Annotated in this window: 22 protein-coding genes and 1 other RNA gene; 11 read left to right on the top strand and 12 right to left on the bottom strand. The window is 46.7% G+C overall.

What is annotated here, in order from left to right; translation table 11 throughout:
* Window positions 1-20 precede the first annotated feature (20 nt).
* Window positions 21-1,154 carry a mandelate racemase/muconate lactonizing enzyme family protein gene (locus B7Y67_RS04090; protein ID WP_293597510.1) on the top strand — a complete coding sequence of 378 codons (1,134 nt, stop codon included), beginning with the start codon at window positions 21-23 and terminating at the stop codon, window positions 1,152-1,154.
* A gap of 109 nt (window positions 1,155-1,263) precedes the next feature.
* On the opposite strand, the gene B7Y67_RS04095 is transcribed toward B7Y67_RS04090, so the two are convergent.
* The 4 genes from B7Y67_RS04095 to B7Y67_RS04110 all read right to left on the bottom strand — a co-directional run bounded on the left by B7Y67_RS04095 (window position 1,264) and on the right by B7Y67_RS04110 (window position 6,233).
* Window positions 1,264-3,276, bottom strand: a complete 2,013-nt coding sequence (locus B7Y67_RS04095; RefSeq protein WP_293597490.1) for a TRAP transporter fused permease subunit — start codon at window positions 3,274-3,276, stop codon at window positions 1,264-1,266.
* A gap of 107 nt (window positions 3,277-3,383) precedes the next feature.
* The gene (locus B7Y67_RS04100; RefSeq protein WP_293597491.1) at window positions 3,384-4,334 is read right to left on the bottom strand and encodes a TAXI family TRAP transporter solute-binding subunit; all 951 of its coding nucleotides are present in this window, start codon (window positions 4,332-4,334) and stop codon (window positions 3,384-3,386) included.
* Window positions 4,335-4,363: 29 nt separating this feature from the next.
* Window positions 4,364-5,290: a dihydrodipicolinate synthase family protein gene (locus B7Y67_RS04105; RefSeq protein WP_293597492.1), complete on the bottom strand. Its 927-nt coding sequence runs from the start codon at window positions 5,288-5,290 to the stop codon at window positions 4,364-4,366.
* A 13-nt stretch (window positions 5,291-5,303) separates the two neighbouring features.
* Window positions 5,304-6,233 carry a 2-hydroxyacid dehydrogenase gene (locus tag B7Y67_RS04110; protein ID WP_293597493.1) on the bottom strand — a complete coding sequence of 310 codons (930 nt, stop codon included), beginning with the start codon at window positions 6,231-6,233 and terminating at the stop codon, window positions 5,304-5,306.
* Between the two features lie 84 nt (window positions 6,234-6,317).
* On the opposite strand from B7Y67_RS04110, the gene B7Y67_RS04115 reads away from it, so the two are divergent.
* Complete coding sequence (locus tag B7Y67_RS04115) at window positions 6,318-7,259, top strand: 3-hydroxyacyl-CoA dehydrogenase family protein (RefSeq protein WP_293597494.1); 942 nt, start codon at window positions 6,318-6,320, stop codon at window positions 7,257-7,259.
* Between the two features lie 39 nt (window positions 7,260-7,298).
* Window positions 7,299-7,979 (top strand): cytochrome b/b6 domain-containing protein, encoded by a 681-nt coding sequence (locus B7Y67_RS04120; protein WP_293597495.1) that lies wholly within the window; start codon window positions 7,299-7,301, stop codon window positions 7,977-7,979.
* Here B7Y67_RS04120 and B7Y67_RS04125 read toward each other — a convergent pair whose 3' ends face one another.
* Window positions 7,980-8,429, bottom strand: coding sequence for a cytochrome c (locus B7Y67_RS04125; RefSeq protein WP_293597496.1), 450 nt, complete (start codon window positions 8,427-8,429; stop codon window positions 7,980-7,982).
* An 89-nt stretch (window positions 8,430-8,518) separates the two neighbouring features.
* Window positions 8,519-9,181: a site-2 protease family protein gene (locus B7Y67_RS04130; protein WP_293597497.1), complete on the bottom strand. Its 663-nt coding sequence runs from the start codon at window positions 9,179-9,181 to the stop codon at window positions 8,519-8,521.
* 28 nt (window positions 9,182-9,209) lie between these two features.
* Between B7Y67_RS04130 and B7Y67_RS04135 the strand changes: the two genes are divergently transcribed.
* Genes B7Y67_RS04135 through crcB form a run of 4 tightly spaced genes read left to right on the top strand, consistent with a single transcriptional unit; the run spans window position 9,210 to window position 10,735 of the window.
* Window positions 9,210-9,377: a hypothetical protein gene (locus tag B7Y67_RS04135; protein WP_293597498.1), complete on the top strand. Its 168-nt coding sequence runs from the start codon at window positions 9,210-9,212 to the stop codon at window positions 9,375-9,377.
* 44 nt (window positions 9,378-9,421) lie between these two features.
* Complete coding sequence (locus B7Y67_RS04140; protein WP_293597499.1) at window positions 9,422-9,559, top strand: hypothetical protein; 138 nt, start codon at window positions 9,422-9,424, stop codon at window positions 9,557-9,559.
* Window positions 9,560-9,568: 9 nt separating this feature from the next.
* Window positions 9,569-10,348: a 4,5-DOPA dioxygenase extradiol gene (ygiD, locus tag B7Y67_RS04145; RefSeq protein WP_293597500.1), complete on the top strand. Its 780-nt coding sequence runs from the start codon at window positions 9,569-9,571 to the stop codon at window positions 10,346-10,348.
* 9 nt (window positions 10,349-10,357) lie between these two features.
* The gene (gene crcB / locus B7Y67_RS04150) at window positions 10,358-10,735 is read left to right on the top strand and encodes a fluoride efflux transporter CrcB (protein ID WP_293597501.1); all 378 of its coding nucleotides are present in this window, start codon (window positions 10,358-10,360) and stop codon (window positions 10,733-10,735) included.
* A gap of 30 nt (window positions 10,736-10,765) precedes the next feature.
* Here the strand turns inward: crcB and B7Y67_RS04155 are convergent, their stop codons facing one another.
* Genes B7Y67_RS04155 through B7Y67_RS04165 form a run of 3 tightly spaced genes read right to left on the bottom strand, consistent with a single transcriptional unit; the run spans window position 10,766 to window position 12,803 of the window.
* Window positions 10,766-11,287 carry a chromate transporter gene (locus tag B7Y67_RS04155; RefSeq protein ID WP_293597502.1) on the bottom strand — a complete coding sequence of 174 codons (522 nt, stop codon included), beginning with the start codon at window positions 11,285-11,287 and terminating at the stop codon, window positions 10,766-10,768.
* The gene (locus tag B7Y67_RS04160; protein WP_293597503.1) at window positions 11,284-11,823 is read right to left on the bottom strand and encodes a chromate transporter; all 540 of its coding nucleotides are present in this window, start codon (window positions 11,821-11,823) and stop codon (window positions 11,284-11,286) included. The genes B7Y67_RS04155 and B7Y67_RS04160 overlap by 4 nt, the downstream gene beginning before the upstream one ends.
* A gap of 5 nt (window positions 11,824-11,828) precedes the next feature.
* The gene (locus B7Y67_RS04165) at window positions 11,829-12,803 is read right to left on the bottom strand and encodes a D-2-hydroxyacid dehydrogenase family protein (RefSeq protein ID WP_293597504.1); all 975 of its coding nucleotides are present in this window, start codon (window positions 12,801-12,803) and stop codon (window positions 11,829-11,831) included.
* Window positions 12,804-12,878: 75 nt separating this feature from the next.
* Between B7Y67_RS04165 and B7Y67_RS04170 the strand changes: the two genes are divergently transcribed.
* Window positions 12,879-13,181, top strand: coding sequence for an antibiotic biosynthesis monooxygenase (locus B7Y67_RS04170; protein WP_293597511.1), 303 nt, complete (start codon window positions 12,879-12,881; stop codon window positions 13,179-13,181).
* An 8-nt stretch (window positions 13,182-13,189) separates the two neighbouring features.
* Here B7Y67_RS04170 and B7Y67_RS04175 read toward each other — a convergent pair whose 3' ends face one another.
* Window positions 13,190-13,957, bottom strand: a complete 768-nt coding sequence (locus B7Y67_RS04175) for a sulfurtransferase (protein WP_293597505.1) — start codon at window positions 13,955-13,957, stop codon at window positions 13,190-13,192.
* Between the two features lie 107 nt (window positions 13,958-14,064).
* On the opposite strand from B7Y67_RS04175, the gene B7Y67_RS04180 reads away from it, so the two are divergent.
* Both B7Y67_RS04180 and B7Y67_RS04185 read left to right on the top strand, forming a co-directional pair.
* Window positions 14,065-14,616 carry a carboxymuconolactone decarboxylase family protein gene (locus B7Y67_RS04180; RefSeq protein WP_293597506.1) on the top strand — a complete coding sequence of 184 codons (552 nt, stop codon included), beginning with the start codon at window positions 14,065-14,067 and terminating at the stop codon, window positions 14,614-14,616.
* Between the two features lie 3 nt (window positions 14,617-14,619).
* A complete protein-coding gene (locus B7Y67_RS04185; RefSeq protein ID WP_293597507.1) occupies window positions 14,620-15,822 on the top strand; it encodes a class I SAM-dependent methyltransferase in 1,203 nt (400 codons plus the stop codon).
* Window positions 15,823-15,830: 8 nt separating this feature from the next.
* Here the strand turns inward: B7Y67_RS04185 and B7Y67_RS04190 are convergent, their stop codons facing one another.
* On the bottom strand, window positions 15,831-16,253 hold the full coding sequence (locus B7Y67_RS04190; RefSeq protein ID WP_293597508.1) for a VOC family protein: 423 nt from the start codon (window positions 16,251-16,253) through the stop codon (window positions 15,831-15,833).
* A gap of 124 nt (window positions 16,254-16,377) precedes the next feature.
* On the opposite strand from B7Y67_RS04190, the gene B7Y67_RS04195 reads away from it, so the two are divergent.
* Window positions 16,378-18,129: an IlvD/Edd family dehydratase gene (locus B7Y67_RS04195; protein ID WP_293597509.1), complete on the top strand. Its 1,752-nt coding sequence runs from the start codon at window positions 16,378-16,380 to the stop codon at window positions 18,127-18,129.
* A gap of 92 nt (window positions 18,130-18,221) precedes the next feature.
* On the opposite strand, the gene ssrA is transcribed toward B7Y67_RS04195, so the two are convergent.
* Window positions 18,222-18,506: a transfer-messenger RNA gene (ssrA, locus tag B7Y67_RS04200) on the bottom strand; the annotation flags it as partial.

The following is an 18,506-nucleotide window of genomic DNA, read 5'->3' on the forward strand; positions in this document are numbered from 1 at the left end:
TTTTAATTAAAGGAATTTCAATGCCCATCATTGAGTCGGTATCAGTTGCAGCGGTTGCGGTGCCTCTAGATAAGGTCACCTCCTTTTCTACGCGAACAGTTTCAGAGCGTCACTACTGCTTAGTGAAGGTGCGGGGTAAGGATGGTAATGAGGGTATAGGCTTTTGCTATGTCGGAAGTGCTGGTGGCGATATTGCCAAGATTGCAGTTGAGCAATTGCTAGCCCCTAAACTCATTGGTCAAAACAGTCATCGCAGTGAAGGTTTGTGGATGGATATGTATAACGAGTCCATTTTGCAGGGGCGTGCTGGCGCCGTGATGCGGGGTATCTCAATTTTGGATACAGCGCTCTGGGATTTAAATGCCCGTGCTGCAAAGCTGCCTCTTCACCAATATTTAGGATCGGTCGTGGATGATCGAGTGCCAGCTTATGCCAGTGGAGGCTACTATTTGGATGGTAAAACGCCTGCCAAGTTAGGCAAAGAGATGGAGTCCTACGTTAAACAAGGTTTTAAGGCCGTCAAAATGAAAGTAGGGCGCCTATCCCCAAGAGAAGAGGAGGCACGCGTTAAAGCCGCCCGTAAGGCTGTAGGTGAGGATGTTTTACTGACTTTAGACGCCAACAATGCGTGGCGCGATCTCCCAACGGCTCTGGAATATATTCGACGCTTTGAGGCTTATAACCCTTACTGGATTGAGGAGCCATTTTCACCAGATGCGATTGACCTTCATGCGGTTCTAGCGCGTCAAACCACGATCAACGTCGCTACTGGTGAGATGGAGGCTGGGCGCTGGCGTTTTAGGGAGTTAATTGATGCTGGTGGCGCTGCAATTTTGCAATCAGATGCGGCGGTGTGTGGTGGCATCACCGAATGGCGTCGTATTTCTGCTTATGCAGACTTAAAAGGCGTGATTGTTTGCCCGCACTGGATGCACGACTTACATGCCCCTTTGGTGGCCGCAACACCGAATGCGCGTTTTGTAGAATTCTTCTTGGATGATCAGGTATTAAACTTCCGCCGATTAATTAATAAGCAGCTCACCTTCAAAAACGGTGATTTGATTCTACATAAAACCCCAGGATTGGGATTTGAGTTTGATGAAACCGCTGTCAAAAAATATGCCGGCAAGGCTGCTTGGACGAAGATTGTCTAATGTAATCAACAATCAACAATCAACAATCAACAATCAGCAGTCACTAGGCAATAAAAAATCCCGCATCAAGTGCGGGATTTTTTTCAACCTAACTTTGCCTCAATATCGATCAGGTGGACTTTGGGTTCATTTTGGAATGAGTAATGGATTGGGTAATCAATACCAAACCAAATCCTACGAATCCAATAATGTCCGCTTCAGTCGATGGGTAGGCAAGCGCTACACCTGCAACCACCATGATGACGCGTTCAAATACTTTAGTCTTTTCGATAAACCAGCCTTGTAATCCGCCAGCCAGACAAATGATTCCCACAACTGCGGTAAATGAAACCCAAGCAATCTGACCCCAATCCGCTTGTTCTAGGGCGGCTGTAGAACCCATTAGCAATAAGCTGACGCCTGACTTATCGAGAACAAACATGAATGGCACCAAGATAGCTGGGGCGACATACTTCCAAGTTTGCAAGGTAGTCTTGTATGGGTTGCCTTTACAGATGGCTGCAGCAGCAAACGGAGAGAGTGCGGTTGGAGGGGACACTTCAGAGAGTACTGCGTAATAGAAGATGAACATGTGCGCGGCAAATTCTGGAACGCCAAGATTAATCAAGGCAGGGGCAGCAATCACGGCACAAATAATATAAGACGCTGTTACTGGAACGGCGAGACCTACAACCCAAACTACTAGACCTGTAAAGATCGCCGTGAGCAAAAGTGAGCCGCCTGCGTACTGAATCACAATTGAGCTAAATTTCAAGCCCAAGCCAGTCAAAGTAACGGTGCCCACAATCAATCCAGCGCCAGCACAGGTAACTGCAATGGCTAGTACACCAGTAGAACCAGAGGCCAATGCTTTAGTCAAATTTGAGTTGTACAGGCCAGAGAAAATCTTTTCTTTACCCTGGAACCAATCCCAAGGGATGATGGCAGTATCACGACGGAGCATGCTCGAGAGAGCCGATACAACAGTCGCCCAAAATACCGACATGACTGGTGAGAAGCCAAACATCATGAACACTACGATCGAAATCAATGAGAAGAAATGGAACCAATACTTTTTAGTAAGCTGCCAAGCAGATTCCGCTGCTTCGAACTTCATGCTCTTCATTCCATACTTACGTACATCAATTTCCACCATGACTAGTAAACCAAGGTAAAACAGAATGGTTGGAATGGTTGCCATCAGCAACACATCTAAATAGGAAATCTTCAGGAAGTCAGCAATTAAGAATGCTGCCGCGCCAAGCACTGGAGGGGAAATAATTGCACCTAAGCCACCAGCTGCCAATAAACCACCAGCTGCATTTTTTTCATATCCAACTTTATCGAGCATTGGGGCAGCTACCGAACCAACGGTCACGGTGGTAGCAACGCCGGAGCCTGATGGGCCACCTAGCAAGAATGAAGACAGAACAATGGTTCTGCCAACACCTGAAGATTTGCCGCCCATAGCTGCAAATGAGAAATCGATAAAGAACTTACCTGCACCAGTGAACTGTAAGAAGGCGCCAAAAATGGTGAAGAGAATAATCAGGGTAGCGGATACGTCTACTGCAGTGCCGTAAATACCTTCAAGCGTCATGAACATGTAGCCAACTAGACGGTCGAGGTCGTAGCCTTTGTGTGTCCATGGGGCTGGCAGGTAGTTACCAAAAAGGGCGTACATCAAGAAGAGTGAAGTGACTACTACTAAGACCATGCCATTGGTTCTTCTGACACTCTCTAGAATGAGGGCAATCAAGAAGACGCCGAACATGACATCGGTTGAATTCGGAGCGGTATTGCGATCAAACAGATCATCTCCGCTACTGAGGATGTAGTAGGCAATAGCGATTGATCCCACAGCAAATAAAATATCCCACCACATAAGGCGGTTCTTAAAGCGGACTGCAATCGGGAAGCTAAGGAATACTAAAAACAGTACTAAGGCAACGTGGATAACACGCAGCTGCTGGGTTGGAACAATTGAATAAGCGGCATATAGGTGAAAGAGTGACATGCCAACAGCCACCAAGGTGATGAACTTAGCCAAGAGACCTTTGTAGTCATTGGAATCACCTTCCTCTTGCTTAATGAAGGCGTCTAATTTTTCTTGTGTTTCGTTGTCAATTACAGCTTGTCTCATGTCTCTACCTATTTATTTATTTGCAGCTTTTTTCGTCTTACTAATGCGGAGCTATCAAAAAATTCAGGAGTGCCTAAAGACACTCCTGATCTCAAAATGAATTTGATTTAATTTACTTTGATATTTTTTTCTTTGAAATACTTCAATGCGCCTGAATGATACGTGATTGGCGTGGAGTTTTGTTTTTGATTCTCAAGGGTTACGTTGATGTATTCCTTGTGAGTGCGAACTAAGTCCAGCTTATTATCAAATACAGCCTTCACAATTTTGTAGGCTTCAGCATCAGGCATATTGGCATTTACAACAAGAATGTTGGCAACACCAGCAACTTTATTATCTGCAGTCATGCCGCTATAAGTTTCTTTTGGAATATTGGCAGCAAAGTAGAGGTTGCCATATTTCTTGTTCATTGCAGCAACTTCAGCAGCGTTATCAACCATGACGATTTTCATGCCAGGGCTATTAGCTAAGTCGGTTACAGCTGCAGTTGGCAAGCCACCAACCCAGAAAAAAGCATCAATTTTGCGGTCTTTGACTGCGTTGACAGATTCGGCAACGCTCAAACGCTCGCGCTTGACGTCTTTGTCTTTATCTAAGCCAGCAGCTTCGAGGAGACGGAAAGCCATCACTTCAGTTGCGCTACCTGGGGCGCCTGTACTCACGCGTTTGCCTTTAAGGTCCTTCATAGACTTAATGCCAGTGGAATCTACTGTCACAACGTGCATCAGGTTTGGATAGAGAACCAAGAGGGTGCGCAAGTCCACTTTCTTGTTAGCAAACTTACCTTCGCCCATTTGTGCGTCTTTAGCGGCATCAGCCATAGAGAAGCCAACGTATGGCTTGCCTGTACCGATGAGGTTGAGGTTATCAACTGAACCGCCAGTTACTTCGGCTGTAGCCGCCATACCTGGAACTTTGCTAGAAAGTACTGAGGCTAAGCCACCACCCATAGGGTAGTAAACACCGCCAGTACCGCCGGTTGCAATTGAGATGTTCTGTGCTTGTGCGGCACCGAAGAACATGGTGAGGGATAAGGCAATTACTTTAATAAGCTTCATTTTTTGTCTCCTGTTTTGATTCTATTTAATTAAAGGCCTGGCATGCTGAAGTTAATTTTTTGCAACTCACTCAGTAATTTAGCTTGCTGGTCTGCACTCAATTGCATGAGTGGTGGGCGGACGCGTAACCACTCGGAATCTTTGCTGAAGTGTGCAACTGCTGTTTTCATACCTGCAATCATTTGATATTGAGCAAATACAGAGCGTACTTGATCTAAGGCGGCTTGGCGTTGATCTGCGTCAGATTCTCTCCAATGCGACGCTAATTCAGCAATAGCCTTAGGGTTTACGTTAGCAGTAGCAGAGATGCAGCCAACGCCACCGGCCCGTAAAGCGCGCATCAGAAATACTTCGCTACCTGCATAAACGCGGAATCCTGATGGCGCTAGGAGCTTGATTACAGATTCTGTATATGCCCAATCACCAGAGCTATCTTTCATGCCAACAACAGTTTTTGGATATGCCTTTGCTAAACGCTCCAGCAAAGAAAGGCTGAGGTTGATTTTGGTAACTGGGGGGATGTTGTAGATATAAATTTGTAATCCAGCGTCACCCACCTTTTGAATCACTTCAGAGTAGTAGGCAAAAAGACCATCATCGGTCACATCTTTATAGTAGAACGGCGGCAGCATTAAGACGCCGGCACATTTATGTTGCACTGCATGTCGGGTCATGTTCACCGTAGCATCGATGGACGTAGCACCCGTGCCAGGCATCATATGGGCTGGGTTTAAGCCGCCCTCAACCAAGGTGGTTAACGTGGCCATCTTTTGGGGGGCGGAGATCGAGTTGGCTTCGGAGTTTGTCCCAAAGATTGCTTGGCCAACACCATTGGCTTCGAGCCATTGGCATTGCTTTAATAATTTTTGCGCATCTGGACTACCGTCTTCTTTAAATGGAGTCAATACAGGCGATAGCACCGCAGGTAGTGTGGAAGGGTGAAGGGAAATAGTCATTACTTACTCCAATTTAATTTTGTACTTCTGTCAGAAGAGGTCTTTTATTATAGAAAGCTTCTAAATTATCTATTGCTAAATTTGTCATCAATTGTCGCGTTTCGGAAGTGGCACTTCCAATATGCGGCGTTAGTAAGACATTATCAATATTTAAGAACCCAGGGTTTGGATTTGGTTCATTTTCGAATACATCCAGCGCTGCCCCAGCAATCCTATTTTGCTGCAGTGCAACTAAAAGTGCGGCCTCATCCACGACACTACCTCGGGCAATATTAATCAGATGGCCCTGAGGCCCCAGGGCTTCTAAGACTTCTGTGCCAACCATTTTTTCTGTTTCTGGGGTGGCAGGACAGGCAAGAAAGAGGACGTCACTGGCCTTAGCCAAGGACTTGATGTCAGGAAAGTACTCATAAGGGAGCTTTTTTCGGCTTGGGCCAGTGTAGGCAATTTTGACTTTGAAGTGCTCTAGGCGCTTGGCAAGGTCTTGGCCAATACGACCCATACCAGCTATACCCACTTGCTTGCCAGCAAGCGTCGTAGTGACTGTAAATAAACCTTTGGACCAGGCTTTGCTGTTAACAAATTCATGTGCCTGAGGAATGCGACGCAATAAACCAAAAAGCATGCCAATAGCTAGCTCGCAAACCGCGTCATTGAGAACCCCTGGGGTGTTGCTGGCCTTAATGCCTTTTTCTTGAAGGTAATCCAGGGGTAGGTTGTCATAGCCCACACCACATGTGGCCACCATCTTTACTGAAGGAAGTTTTTCAAGCAGTTGAATGGGCAGCTGCGTATTTGAGCGAATCAAAATACTCTCGTAAGAACCCGGCGGTATGCTGGCGTTGATATCAGGGAAGCGAACCGGGGTAATGCGCTGGTCGATTGCCATTTGCATTACTTCTGGAAATTGTCCGACCTGCAGTACTGAATTGACTGGGATCATGTCTCACTTACTTTTTTATTGGAATAATGAAAACATTGTAAGAGGATTTGTAATCCTTATCTTGCCCCCAAAGGAGAAATTGAGATGTTGTTTACCCCATCTGAAACTAAAGTTGTCATCGTTGGTGGCGGCACCATGGGTGCTGATGTGGCAGCTGTATGTGCACGCGGGGGTTGCGCGGTTCAGGTGCTTGAGCCGACCACGGAACGTCGCGCACTGTTGCCAGACTACTTTGCCAATACCATGACTGATCTGGGTTACGAGCATCGTCTGCATTTGCTTTCCACCGCTGGTTCATTGGATGAAATAGATTGGTCTGAGATTGATTTGGTGATTGAGTGTGTGCCCGAGCGTCTCGATATCAAGCAAGAGTTATTTGCCAAGTTGGAGCAATACGCAAAGCCGGAAGCAGTACTAGCAAGTAACAGCACCAGCTTTCCAATTAGCGATATTTCAACAGGTTTGAAAACCGCAGCGCGGATGATTGGTTTGCATTTCTTCATGCCAGCGCACTTAGTGCCCTGTGTAGAGGTGGTCTACGGCCAAAAGACTTCACCTATGGTTGGTGAAAGCTTATCTCGCTTAATGACAGCTTGCGGCATGGTGCCCGTCACCGTGAAAAAAGATTTACCGGGATTTCTAGCGAATCGTCTGCAGCATGCCTTGTCGCGCGAGGCCTTTGCGATGGTCGATGCTGGGATTGCCAGTTTGGAAGACATTGATAAAGCCGTTCGCTTTGGCTTTGGCTTTCGCTACATCGCTGCGGGACCAGCAATGCAGAGGGACCATGCTGGCTTAGATGTGCATGGCGCCGGGGGTGCGACGATTTATCCAACTCTGAATAATTCCCCCGATATTGCCAAATGCTTAAGTGATCGCATCGCCAGCGGTAAGTTGGGCATGAAAACTGGTGAGGGCTTTTATTCTTGGACCGCCGAGACAATGAAGGCAGAGCGAGAGCGTTACCAAGAAGCACTCCGCGAAGGTTTAAAGATCATTCAGAAGGATCTGCCTGAGATTAAATAAAACAGGGCGCAATCTCATGCTTTGATTTATTCTGCAAAGATGAAGAAAATTATTCGCGTTTGGGATTTGCCGATTCGCCTGTTTCACTGGCTATTGGTTGTCGGGATTATTCTGAGTTTTGTCACCGTGAAGATCGGCGGCAATGCCATGGAGTGGCATGCGCGAGTTGGCTACTGTGTTTTAACGTTAATTATTTTTCGAATTTGCTGGGGCTTAATTGGCTCACACCATGCCCGTTTCATTCATTTTGTACCCAGCCCTAAAGGCTTGCTCAATTACCTCTCTGGAAAAGCCAAGGCGGGTCTTGGTCACAACCCATTAGGTGCTTTATCTGTTCTGGCGCTTCTCTTTTCAATTGGGCTTCAAGCAATCACCGGCCTTTTTGCAAACGACGATATTGCCTTTGAGGGGCCATTCGCAAAATATATTTCGAGCGGAACGGTTGAGCTCTTAACTTCGATTCATCGTCAGAATGAAAAGATTTTGATTGTGTTGATTGTTGTGCACCTGTGCGCAATTTTCTATTATCAAAAATTCAAAGGTGAAAATTTAATTAAGCCGATGTTACTGGGCGATAAAGAAATTGACCCAAGCGAGGAGACAAAGTATTTGCCATCTGACTTGGGTCAAGCCTCCAAGGACGGAGGTTTGCAACGCGGTCTTGCTTTATTGCTACTGAGCCTGATTGCCGTAATTCTGGGTTACTTGATTTCTCGCTGATTACTTTTTCTTAAAGTCATCATGGCAACCTTTGCAGCTAGCACCGGCTGCACCAAAAGCCTTTTTAATTGCCTCTTGATCACCTGACTGCGCGGCAGTATTAAGGTTCGCTACTGCCACTTGCATTTTCTCTGCAGCGGATTTGAACTTGGCGTTATCAGACCATACTCCTGACAATGCATTGCCACCTTCAGTGCCTGGACCAAAAGCTTGCCAAGGCAGTGTTGAGATTGTTGCAACAACCGCTGCATTCTTGGCTACTTCATCTTTATTGAATGGTGCTTCACCTTTCACTACTGCGCCAATTTTTCCAAAAGAATTAGCCATAACAGTAAATGCGCTCTGACGATATTTGATGGCATCTTCTGGTTTCTTAAACTGGGCGTATGCAATGCCACTAAGCAGCAAGGTTGATGCTAGGGTGGCTAAAACAAGATGTTTGAGTTTCATAAGGATCTCCAATAAGTTCAATCAATTTGGGGGTGAGGCTCTATCTGCTCAGCATACTCTCGAATACCGATCCTTGCAGATGGATTTATTTAGAAAACCATCTGCAATGGCAGCGTTATAAAGTAGATGATGGACTTAAAGAATGCTAGCAAAGGTTCCATCCAAAAGTTGCCAATAATCCCGGTAAATACAAGCCCAAGAACGATAAAGAAGCCCCACGGCTCTAGTCTTCCAAATGCAATAGATTGGCGCGCTGGCAATAGGCTGGACAAGATGCGACCTCCATCCAAAGGCGGCAGAGGAAATAAGTTAAATACCAGGAGGACTAGGTTCCAGGTGATGCCAGCCTGCGACATGGCTATCAAGAATCGCTCATCGATTCCAGATCCAGTTAAGAGAATCAAGATGGTGGCCCAAATCAGGGCTTGAGCGAAGTTTGACCCCGGTCCTGCTAAGGCAACCCAAATCGAGTCAATTCTGGGGTTGCGCAAGCGCCCAAAGTTAACCGGTACTGGCTTGGCATACCCGATCAAAAATGGTGAGCTGGCCAAAATCAGCATCAAAGGGATGAGGATGGTCCCCATGGGATCTATATGTTTCAGTGGGTTGAGGCTGACCCTTCCGAGCATATAGGCCGTATTGTCACCAAAATGGCGAGCCGCATAACCATGGGCTGCTTCGTGGATGGTGATGGCAAAAATCAAGGGAATCGCATTAATCGCAATAGCTTGGATAGAATAGTCAGTAATCATGGCAATATGATATCCATAGGAGCAAAAAGTGACTGACGATAAAAAACCCGAATCAAAAACCTCAGCTAAGCCCATAGCAGCCAAGCCAGTAGCCCGTCCACCAGCCCCCAAAGGCCCATCCGGCCCTGGTGGTAGGCCTCAGGCAGGCTTTGGAGGCGGAAAAGCTATGATGCGCAAGGCTGGCCGCGGCCGATAGTGGATAATTGCAGCATCAATTAATGTGTTTAATGAGGATTCAGTATGAACGAATGGCATAACGAGTCGAAAGACGAAATCAATAAGAAAATCATCACTTTGATCGTGATGTTGGCAGCCGCTACTAGCTTGGCTATTTTGTTTGCATTGGTTGCGGCTCATACTGGTTACGTATTCGGCTAATCTACATTAATGACTAGCCATCGCCAACCTGCAGTATTTGCTGGCCATGGCAGTCCGATGTACGCCATTGAGCCCAATCGCTTTACAGCGGCTTGGGCCAATCTTGGTAAATCACTCAAACGCCCAGATGCCATCCTTGTCATCTCGGCACATTGGGTAACCCGCGGAGTTTGGGTTACTGCAATGCCTAAACCTAAAACCATTCACGACTTTGGCGGATTTCCGCAAGCCTTGTTTGATGTTCAGTACCCAGCGCCTGGCAGTCCTGCGTTGGCTGATCGAGTTAAAGAATTGCTCGATGTTCCTGTTGTGCTTGAAGAAAATGAATGGGGTATTGATCACGGCGCTTGGTCTGTTCTCAAATACCTCTATCCAGAGGCCGGCATTCCTGTAGTTCAGCTAAGTCTAGATGGCTCAATGTCTGCTAGTGAGCACTACGAACTCGCCAAGAAACTACGCCCTTTGCGTGATGAGAACATTTTGATTTTGGCTAGCGGTAATGTTGTCCATAACTTGCGTACTATTCATTGGGAGGAGGGGGCAGCACCTTATCCCTGGGCTGGTGAGTTCAATGATTTCTTTGTTTCAGAAATGAAAGCAAATCATCATGAGGCTTTGATTCATTGGGAACAATTTGGTGACTCCGCTCATTTGGCTATCCCGACTCCTGAACATTACTGGCCTGCTTTATATGTACTTGCACTGCAAGAGCAAGGTGAGGCACCTAAGGTATTGGTTGATGGAGTAGAAATGGGCTCCATCAGCATGCTTACTTTTTCAATTCAATAAATATTTAATATGTGGCCATCTATACTTGTAGTCTTTTGCGGCGCTGGTCTCGGAGCTTTACTAAGAGCGGGATTTAATCTTGCAACAGTTGGCCTGGAAGCGACGCTTCCTTTGGGAACATTCATTTCTAATATGGTTGGTGGCTACTTGATTGGAATTGCCGTAGCCTTCTTTGGTAATAACCCAAGCCTTTCCCCTGAGTGGAAGTTATTCATCATTACGGGTTTCTTGGGCGGCCTCACTACCTTCTCTAGCTTTTCTGCTGATGTAGTGGCTTTTATGCAGCGTGGAGAGCTTGCTTGGGCGTTTGGGACGGTGATGCTGAATTTAGTTGGATCACTAACCTTAACCTTCTTGGGTATCTTGACTTACCAAGCGCTGAAGTAGTTCCTTCGAATTGGCTTTCGGGCGGAGTATTTAAATAAGCCCTAGGGCGCCTAAGATTGCACCTAAGCCAATTAAATACAAAGGGTGCCAGCGAGTCAAAACAGTGACCCCGATGGTCAGTACCGTGAGTGCATATGCTGCGTATGAGTGATTGATTTGTAAGGCAATCTGCCATGCTGAAGATAGAACTAGACCAATAGCAAGGGCTGCAGCCGCATACTGAATGGACTTCTTTTTATGTGCATCCTGCATGCCCAATATTAGGCGCTGTAAGTGGTAAACCAGAATAGATGATGGCCATGCAATCGCAATGGTTGCAATTAAGGCGCCCAAAACACCATAGACGTGCCAGCCAATCAGAGTAACTGTCATGAAGTTGGGTCCTGGTGCAGCTTGAGCAATAGCGAAATAATCTGCAAAAGTTTGTAGGTCAATCCAGTGCTCTTGATATACCGATAAATTGAGTAGACTTGGAAGCAGGGCATTCACCCCTCCAAAGGCAATCAACGAAAAAGCAGAAAGCTTTAGAAAGAGGCTTAGCAAGATGCTCATAGTTTGTGAGCTTTCTTTTGCGCCAAAATCCAGGCAAGTGGCGATGCAATTAATACCACCCAACCAAGACCGAGCTGGTAATAGCTCGCGGCAATGACTGTTACGACCACCACCAGCAGCATTGCTGGAAAGCGAAACTCATCGCGCAACATTTTGATTCCTGTGGAGGCGATTAAACCAACACCAACCGCAGAAATGCCTCGCAGTATTCCTTGGATAGATTCCATATAACTGTAATGTGTATACAGAATGGCCAACAGCATCACAATGCAGATGGGCCCTAGCGTTAACCCAAGAACGGCAGCTAATGCGCCCTTAGCGCCAGCAAAGCGAGAGCCAATACAAACTGCAAGATTGACAATATTAGGGCCTGGGACAATTTGGCAGATACCCAGAATAGCGCTGAATTCCTCAGAGCTTAATACCTTATCTCGTTCGACTAAGGTGCGACGAGCCCAAGGTAAAACGCCGCCAAAACCGGACATTCCAATTTTGCTGAAGCTGATAAATAATTCTGTAGGGGTAAGCGTCTTCAAAAAAATTACAGTTCGAATGGATGTGGGATGGGCTTTTGATCAATCCATGCCTCCAAGGTATCAACGATTCCTTTGGAGAACATTGCAAAAACAGGTTCAGCTACAAACCCTAGATGCGGTGTAGTGAGTAGGTTGGGGGCGTTCCTCAGTACATCATTTTCAGGTAGTGGCTCAGTGTCGAAGACATCAATTGCCGCTTGACCGGGTCTGCCAGCTGCAAGTGCATCTTGTAGAGCCTGTGTATGAATGAGGGCAGAGCGAGAGGTATTCACTAGGAGGGCGTCAGGTCGCATCATTGCCAATTCGTCAACGCCGATCAATCCCTTGGTATTGGGCCCAGCTACAAGATGCAGGCTCACAACCTTAGATGTCTTCAATAACTCTTCCAGGCTGACTGATTTAGCATCTTGGGCGGCAGCCCGTTCAGGCGTCATATTGGGGCTCCAAGTGACAAGCTCCATTCCAAAAGCCTTGCCTACGCGGGCAACAGCACTGCCGATTGAGCCTAAGCCAATAATTCCGAGGCGTTCACTAGACAGCATTGGTAAAACAGAAAGTTCATCGCGCCAGCTACCAGAGTGCATCAGCTGATTTTGAGTGATCAACCGTTTTGAGGCCCCCAAAATCAAGGCCCAAGTTAGCTCGGTAGTCGTTTCTTTGGATGGACCCCCTGGTGTGCAGGCAATCGGAATATTCCGGGATATCAGTGATGGCGCGTTTAGTGTGCCATTACGCTTGCCGGTAAATACAAATAGCTTGAGCTTTGGGAGGCGCGCAATCAACTCTTCGTTAAATGGGGTGCGATCTCTCACCAGCACAATCACCTCGGCATCTTTAACTGCCTCATATAGCGCTTCATCATGCAGGGCCTCATGATGAATCGCGATATGGCAATGCTGATCCACTTTGGTCCAATTGGAAAAGCGACGTAGGGCGCGCTCATAGTCACCAAGAATGACAACGTTAGGTAAATTAGCCATGTCTCTAATATCGTTATTTATTGTGCTGTTTGAGTTTACTATCTATCTACATTGATTTTGACAAAAGGAATACCCATGATTTTGGAGCACTGCGATATTGAAATTGACCCTAGCAAGTCTGCCGAGTTTGAGGAGGCCATTTTGCGCGGTGTAAATACTGTCATCGCTAAAGCCAAAGGTTTTCAGGGATTTAAGGTTAATCGCACCATAGAAAATCCGGCGCGTTATCTATTGTTGATTTACTGGGATACCCTGGAAAACCACACGGTAGATTTTCGTGGATCAGATGCATTTGCTGATTGGCGAGCCATTGTTGGCCCATTCTTCACAAAACCACCTTTTGTTGAGCATATGACCTTGGTGGGTAAGTCTGGGTAATCGCTTTTTTAGGTCTTGAGTTTTTTGCGAATGGAGCGCTCCACTGGAATGGAATCCAGGTTGGGCTCCAAAGCCTCTCGCTCATCAAATACAAAGCAAGTGCCCGTGTAGTGGGCCGATCCGACTTCCTCAAAGTACTTGAGAATGCCACCTTCCAATTGGTAGCTATGCTCCATACCAATCTCGCGCATATAGAGGCCTGACTTTTCACAGCGAATACCGCCGGTACAAAAGCTCACGAGAGTCTTGTCGGCTAGCTCATCTTTTCTTCCTGAAATTGCCTCAGGAAATTCGGTAAATTTTTCGATATTAAAATGCAGTGCATTCTCAAATGTCCCGTACTCAACTTCGAATGCATTACGTGTATCCACCATCACTACAGGGCGCCCCAAATCATCTGTGCCTCGATCAAGCCAATCTTGTAATTTTTTTGGTGCAATGAAATTTGCACGACCTTCTTCGGGACGAATCATCGGGTGATTCATTCGAATGATTTCATTCTTAATTTTGACCAACATTTTTTTGAATGGCTGTGATTCAGACCAACTATCTTTTGACTCCAATGATTTGAAGCGATGATCAAGTCGAAGCCAGTCTAAGAAGCCACGTAATTCGGTCTCGTTGCCAGCTAAGAACATGTTGATGCCTTCACCTGTCAGCAGGATGGTTCCCTTGAGGTTCCGGGCATTGCACTCATCGAGAATTTTGGCGCGCAACTTAGCCAGATTGTCTAGACTGACAAATAAGTAGGCGGCTATGTTCAGGATCGGTTTCATGGCAAGTGTTTTATGGTGATATAAACATTATCGAGGAAGACGGTATTCGAGTGATAATCTAGGCTCTTACATGCCCATTTTCATAAAATTACCTATCAAAAGCACCTATGTCTGAACGTTTAATTCCTTACCAGCCGATGGACTTGGCAGAACCTGCTGAGCTAGTAGCCGCAATTCGCCAGCGTCGGGGTGGCCAGTTCATTAATCTAGATCGCATGCTGTTGCATAGCACCCCGATTGCTGAGGGCTGGAATCATTTCGTTGGCGAGATACGCAATAACCTCTCCCTAGATCCAAAGCTGCGCGAACTCGCCATGTGTGGGGTGGCCGTTCTCAATGGTGCTGAGTATGAGTTTTTTCATCATGCGCCTCCATTTATCAAAGCGGGGGGTACTGAGGAGCAAGTCAAGGCGCTGCGTTTAATTGGCCAGCCTAGTTTCCCCAGGGATCTATTCTCCGCAGTTGAAAACGATGCGGCAGAGTTAACGTTCCAGATGACTCGCAACATCCAGGTTGATGGCGCCATCATGAAACGCTTGCAAATGGCTCTTGGCAATACCGATACGGTTGAGCTTGTCACTGTGGTGGCAGCCTACAACATGGTTTCTCGATTTTTGATTGCCTTGGATGTGAATCCTGAGGAGCATCCTCCTGAGTAATTCATGAATCAGAATGGCTCCATTTACTGGGAAGAGCAGGGTCAGACTTGCTCAGCAGTTTGGCGCTCTGAAAATGGCATAGCGCCCCATAAAAAAGTAGTGACTGCCGACGACACCGTAACGGCCGATGATGCCTATCGTTTGGCGTGCGAGGGAACGGCAATTCTTTGGAGGGGGGACTTCCAAAACGCCCGCCAGTTACTGCAGGCTTTAGTGCGACGGATTGATAAGCCTTCAAAGAAATCGAAGCGTGCGAGTAAGAGGGTCGGCAAGCCCGATGAGCTCACCCCTCAGAAAACAGCAAAAGATATTTTCAATCAACATCGCCTGATTCAGTCTCAACGAGCCAGGATTTTGGGTATGCTTTTAATTCAATGTAATCCAGATCACAGTATTTCATTGCGACGCCCACCCAATATTGCACAAGCATGTTCTGAAGCATATGGGGTTGTGACCCAATCTTATGTGGTTTCTTTGCGCGAACTCTTGGGTGTAGTTAGTGCACATGAGTGGCGCAAGAATGGTTTACCTATTCTGGCGGATGGCAATGGCGAGCCAATCTGCGTGCACCCGCATTACGGCGTGTTCTCACCCGTTCGTGGTGAGTACATTGAGCTTGTCTGTAATGCTCCATTACCTAAAGCTTTAGATCTTGAATCTACTGCTTTTGACATTGGTGTTGGTACTGGTGTGCTGTCGATTATCTTGGCAATGCGGGATGTACGCAAAATCATTGCGACCGACCAAGATGATCGAGCAATCACCTGCGCCAAAGAAAATATTGCACTTTTGAATTTGAACTCTCAAGTGGAGATCGTTAAAGCCAATTTATTTCCAGCTGGGCAGGCTGCGTTAATTGTTTGCAATCCGCCATGGGTGCCTGCAAGGCCGAGCTCCGCTCTTGAGCATGCGGTGTATGACCCCGATAGTCAAATGCTCAAAGGATTTTTGCTTGGATTGAAGGATCACCTGTTGCCACAGGGCGAGGGTTGGTTAATTCTGTCTGACTTAGCCGAGCATCTCGAGCTGAGAACTCGACAAGAACTACTCTCTTGGATTGAGGATGCGGGATTGCTTGTTTTGGATCGCATTGATACCAAACCCAAACATCCCAAAGCCTTTGATGATTCAGATTCGCTGTATTTCGCCAGAGCAGCTGAAATCACCTCGCTTTGGCGATTGGGCGTTAAGCAAGCGCCACTCTAAATCAGTGCTTATTTAGCGAATAGCTGACTTGGATCTTCGAATGCCTTGAATTCAAGGGCATTGCCAGCGGGATCGAGGAAGAACATAGTCGCCTGTTCACCTACTTTCCCTTTAAACCGAATCTGTGGCTCGATGATGAATTTCATGCCGCTACTTTTTAATTTGTCAGCTAGTGCATGCCAATCGGGCATCGTTAAAACAACTCCAAAATGTTTTACAGGAACTTGATGTCCGTCAACCTCATTTGCTGCTGCATGGCCGCATTCTTCAGGGGCTAGGTGCGCAACTAATTGGTGTCCAAAGAAATCAAAGTCAATCCATTCATCTGAGCTACGGCCCTCTGCGCAACCTAGGGTGCTGCCATAAAAAGTACGAGCTGCCTCTAAGTTATCTACGGGAAAGGCAAGGTGAAATGGTTGAATACTGGACATGATGGCCTTTAGTGAAAGCTAGGTGGTTGTGTATACGACAATTTTTAAAGTTTAGTATATTTAAGCAAAAAATATATTGATATTCAACGGAGACTAATATCTTGAGCATTCTATTAGGCGGGCTATGAGCAGCAGTTCTGATAAAACCAAAAAACCAGCGTCTGAGAGCGGACTGCGTAAAGGCTTAACCAGCTACGGCGATAAAGGCTTCTCATTATTTTTGCGTAAGGCGTTTATTAAGGGTGCAGGGTATACCAATAGCGCATTAGATCGTCCTGTCATTGGGATTATCAATACTGGCAGTGCCTACAATCCCTGTCACGGCAATATGCCGCAATTGATTGAGGCTGTAAAGCGCGGTGTGATGTTGGCAGGGGGTTTGCCAATGGACTTTCCAACGATTTCCATTCATGAAAGCTTTGCTGCTCCCACCAGCATGTATTTGCGCAACCTGATGTCAATGGACACTGAGGAGATGCTTCGTGCTCAACCAATGGATGCGGTAGTCATGATTGGTGGTTGCGATAAAACGGTGCCAGCACAAATGATGGGCGCAGCCTCAGCGGGTCTACCTGCTATTCAGTTGATCACAGGTTCAATGCTGACTGGTTCACATCGAAGTGAGCGTGTAGGTGCGTGCACTGACTGTCGACGCTATTGGGGAAAATTCCGCGCTGGCGAAATTGATGAAGTTGAAAAAGACGAAGTGAATGACCGGTTAGTGGCCAGCGTTGGTACCTGCTCAGTGATGGGTACTGCCAGCACGATGGCCTGCATCTCTGAGGCATTGGGTATGACTGTACCTGGAGGGGCTACTCCACCTGCGGTAACTGCAGATCGAATTCGGATTGCAGAAGAGACTGGAACCCGTGCCGTGCAGATGGCAAAAGATGGCTTAACAATTGACAAGGTATTAACAGCAGACGCTTTTGAAAATGCGATGCGTGTTTTATTGGCCATTGGTGGATCAACTAACGGCATCGTTCACTTGGCTGCGATTGCTGGACGCATGGGTTTAGAAATTGATTTAGATGCTCTCGATAAGATGGGTGATGAGACGCCGGTGCTAGTTGATCTGAAGCCATCTGGCGATCACTACATGGAGAACTTCCATGACGCCGGCGGTATGGCAACATTGCTGCGCGAGCTAAAGCCTCTTTTAAAGCTAGATGCGATGACAGTGACTGGCCGCACTTTAGGTGAGGAGATAGATGCAGCGCCCCCAAGTTTTAAGCAAGACGTCGTGCGCAAATTTGATAACCCAATTTATCCACGCGGCAGTATTGCGGTCTTGCATGGCAACTTAGCCCCTAGTGGCGCCATCATCAAACAATCAGCTGCCAATGAAAAACTGATGGAGCATGAAGGTCGTGCTGTTGTCTTTGAAAATAGTGAAGATCTCGCCAATCGGATTGATAGTCCAGACTTGGATGTCACGGCAGATGATATTTTGGTGCTCAAGAATATTGGTCCTAAAGGCGCTCCTGGCATGCCTGAGGCTGGATATATCCCAATCCCTATGAAACTCGCCAAGGCAGGCGTAAAAGATATTGTGCGCATCTCTGATGGTCGTATGAGCGGAACGGCGTTTGGAACAATTGTGTTGCATGTGACTCCAGAGGCTGCAGTCGGTGGGCCACTTGCGCAGGTAAAGAATGGTGATCGCATTCGTTTGAGCGTAAAAAATCGTGAGATTAGTTTATTGGTCTCAGAGGAAGAGCTGGCGAAGCGTGTAAAAGAAAATCCAGTGATCGAACCCACTGCAGAGCGTGGTTACTTAAAGCTATTCTTAGATACGGTTACACAAGCAGATAAGGGTGTTGATTTTGATTTCTTGAGGGCGGCAAAGATGGTTGGTAAAACACCCAAGCGTTAATCCAACTCATACGAAGTAAAAAATAGAAGCAAAGAAAAACGCCACCCATTGAGGTGGCGTTTGACTGTTGAGTAAAACAATTTACTTCAAAATGGTGGAACCGGCGGGAATCGAACCCGCGTCCGCAAATCCTCTACAACAAGTTCTACATACTTAGTCATGTCATTTAATTTAGCTAGCTAGTCACAGACTGACATGTTCCACGCTGGCGATTCACTTAGTTTTCGAACCATTCCCCGTGACATGAAATGATCTTATCTCTTGTAAATGACCCTGATCTAGCTTGCGCTAGCTGACCCAAGAGAGAATCAGTTCAGGGGCAACCGCAATTAAGCGGCTAGTGCGAAACGTTCGTCGTTTGCAGTTATTACATTCCC

It is taken from the genome of Polynucleobacter sp. 35-46-11 (genome assembly GCF_002281105.1).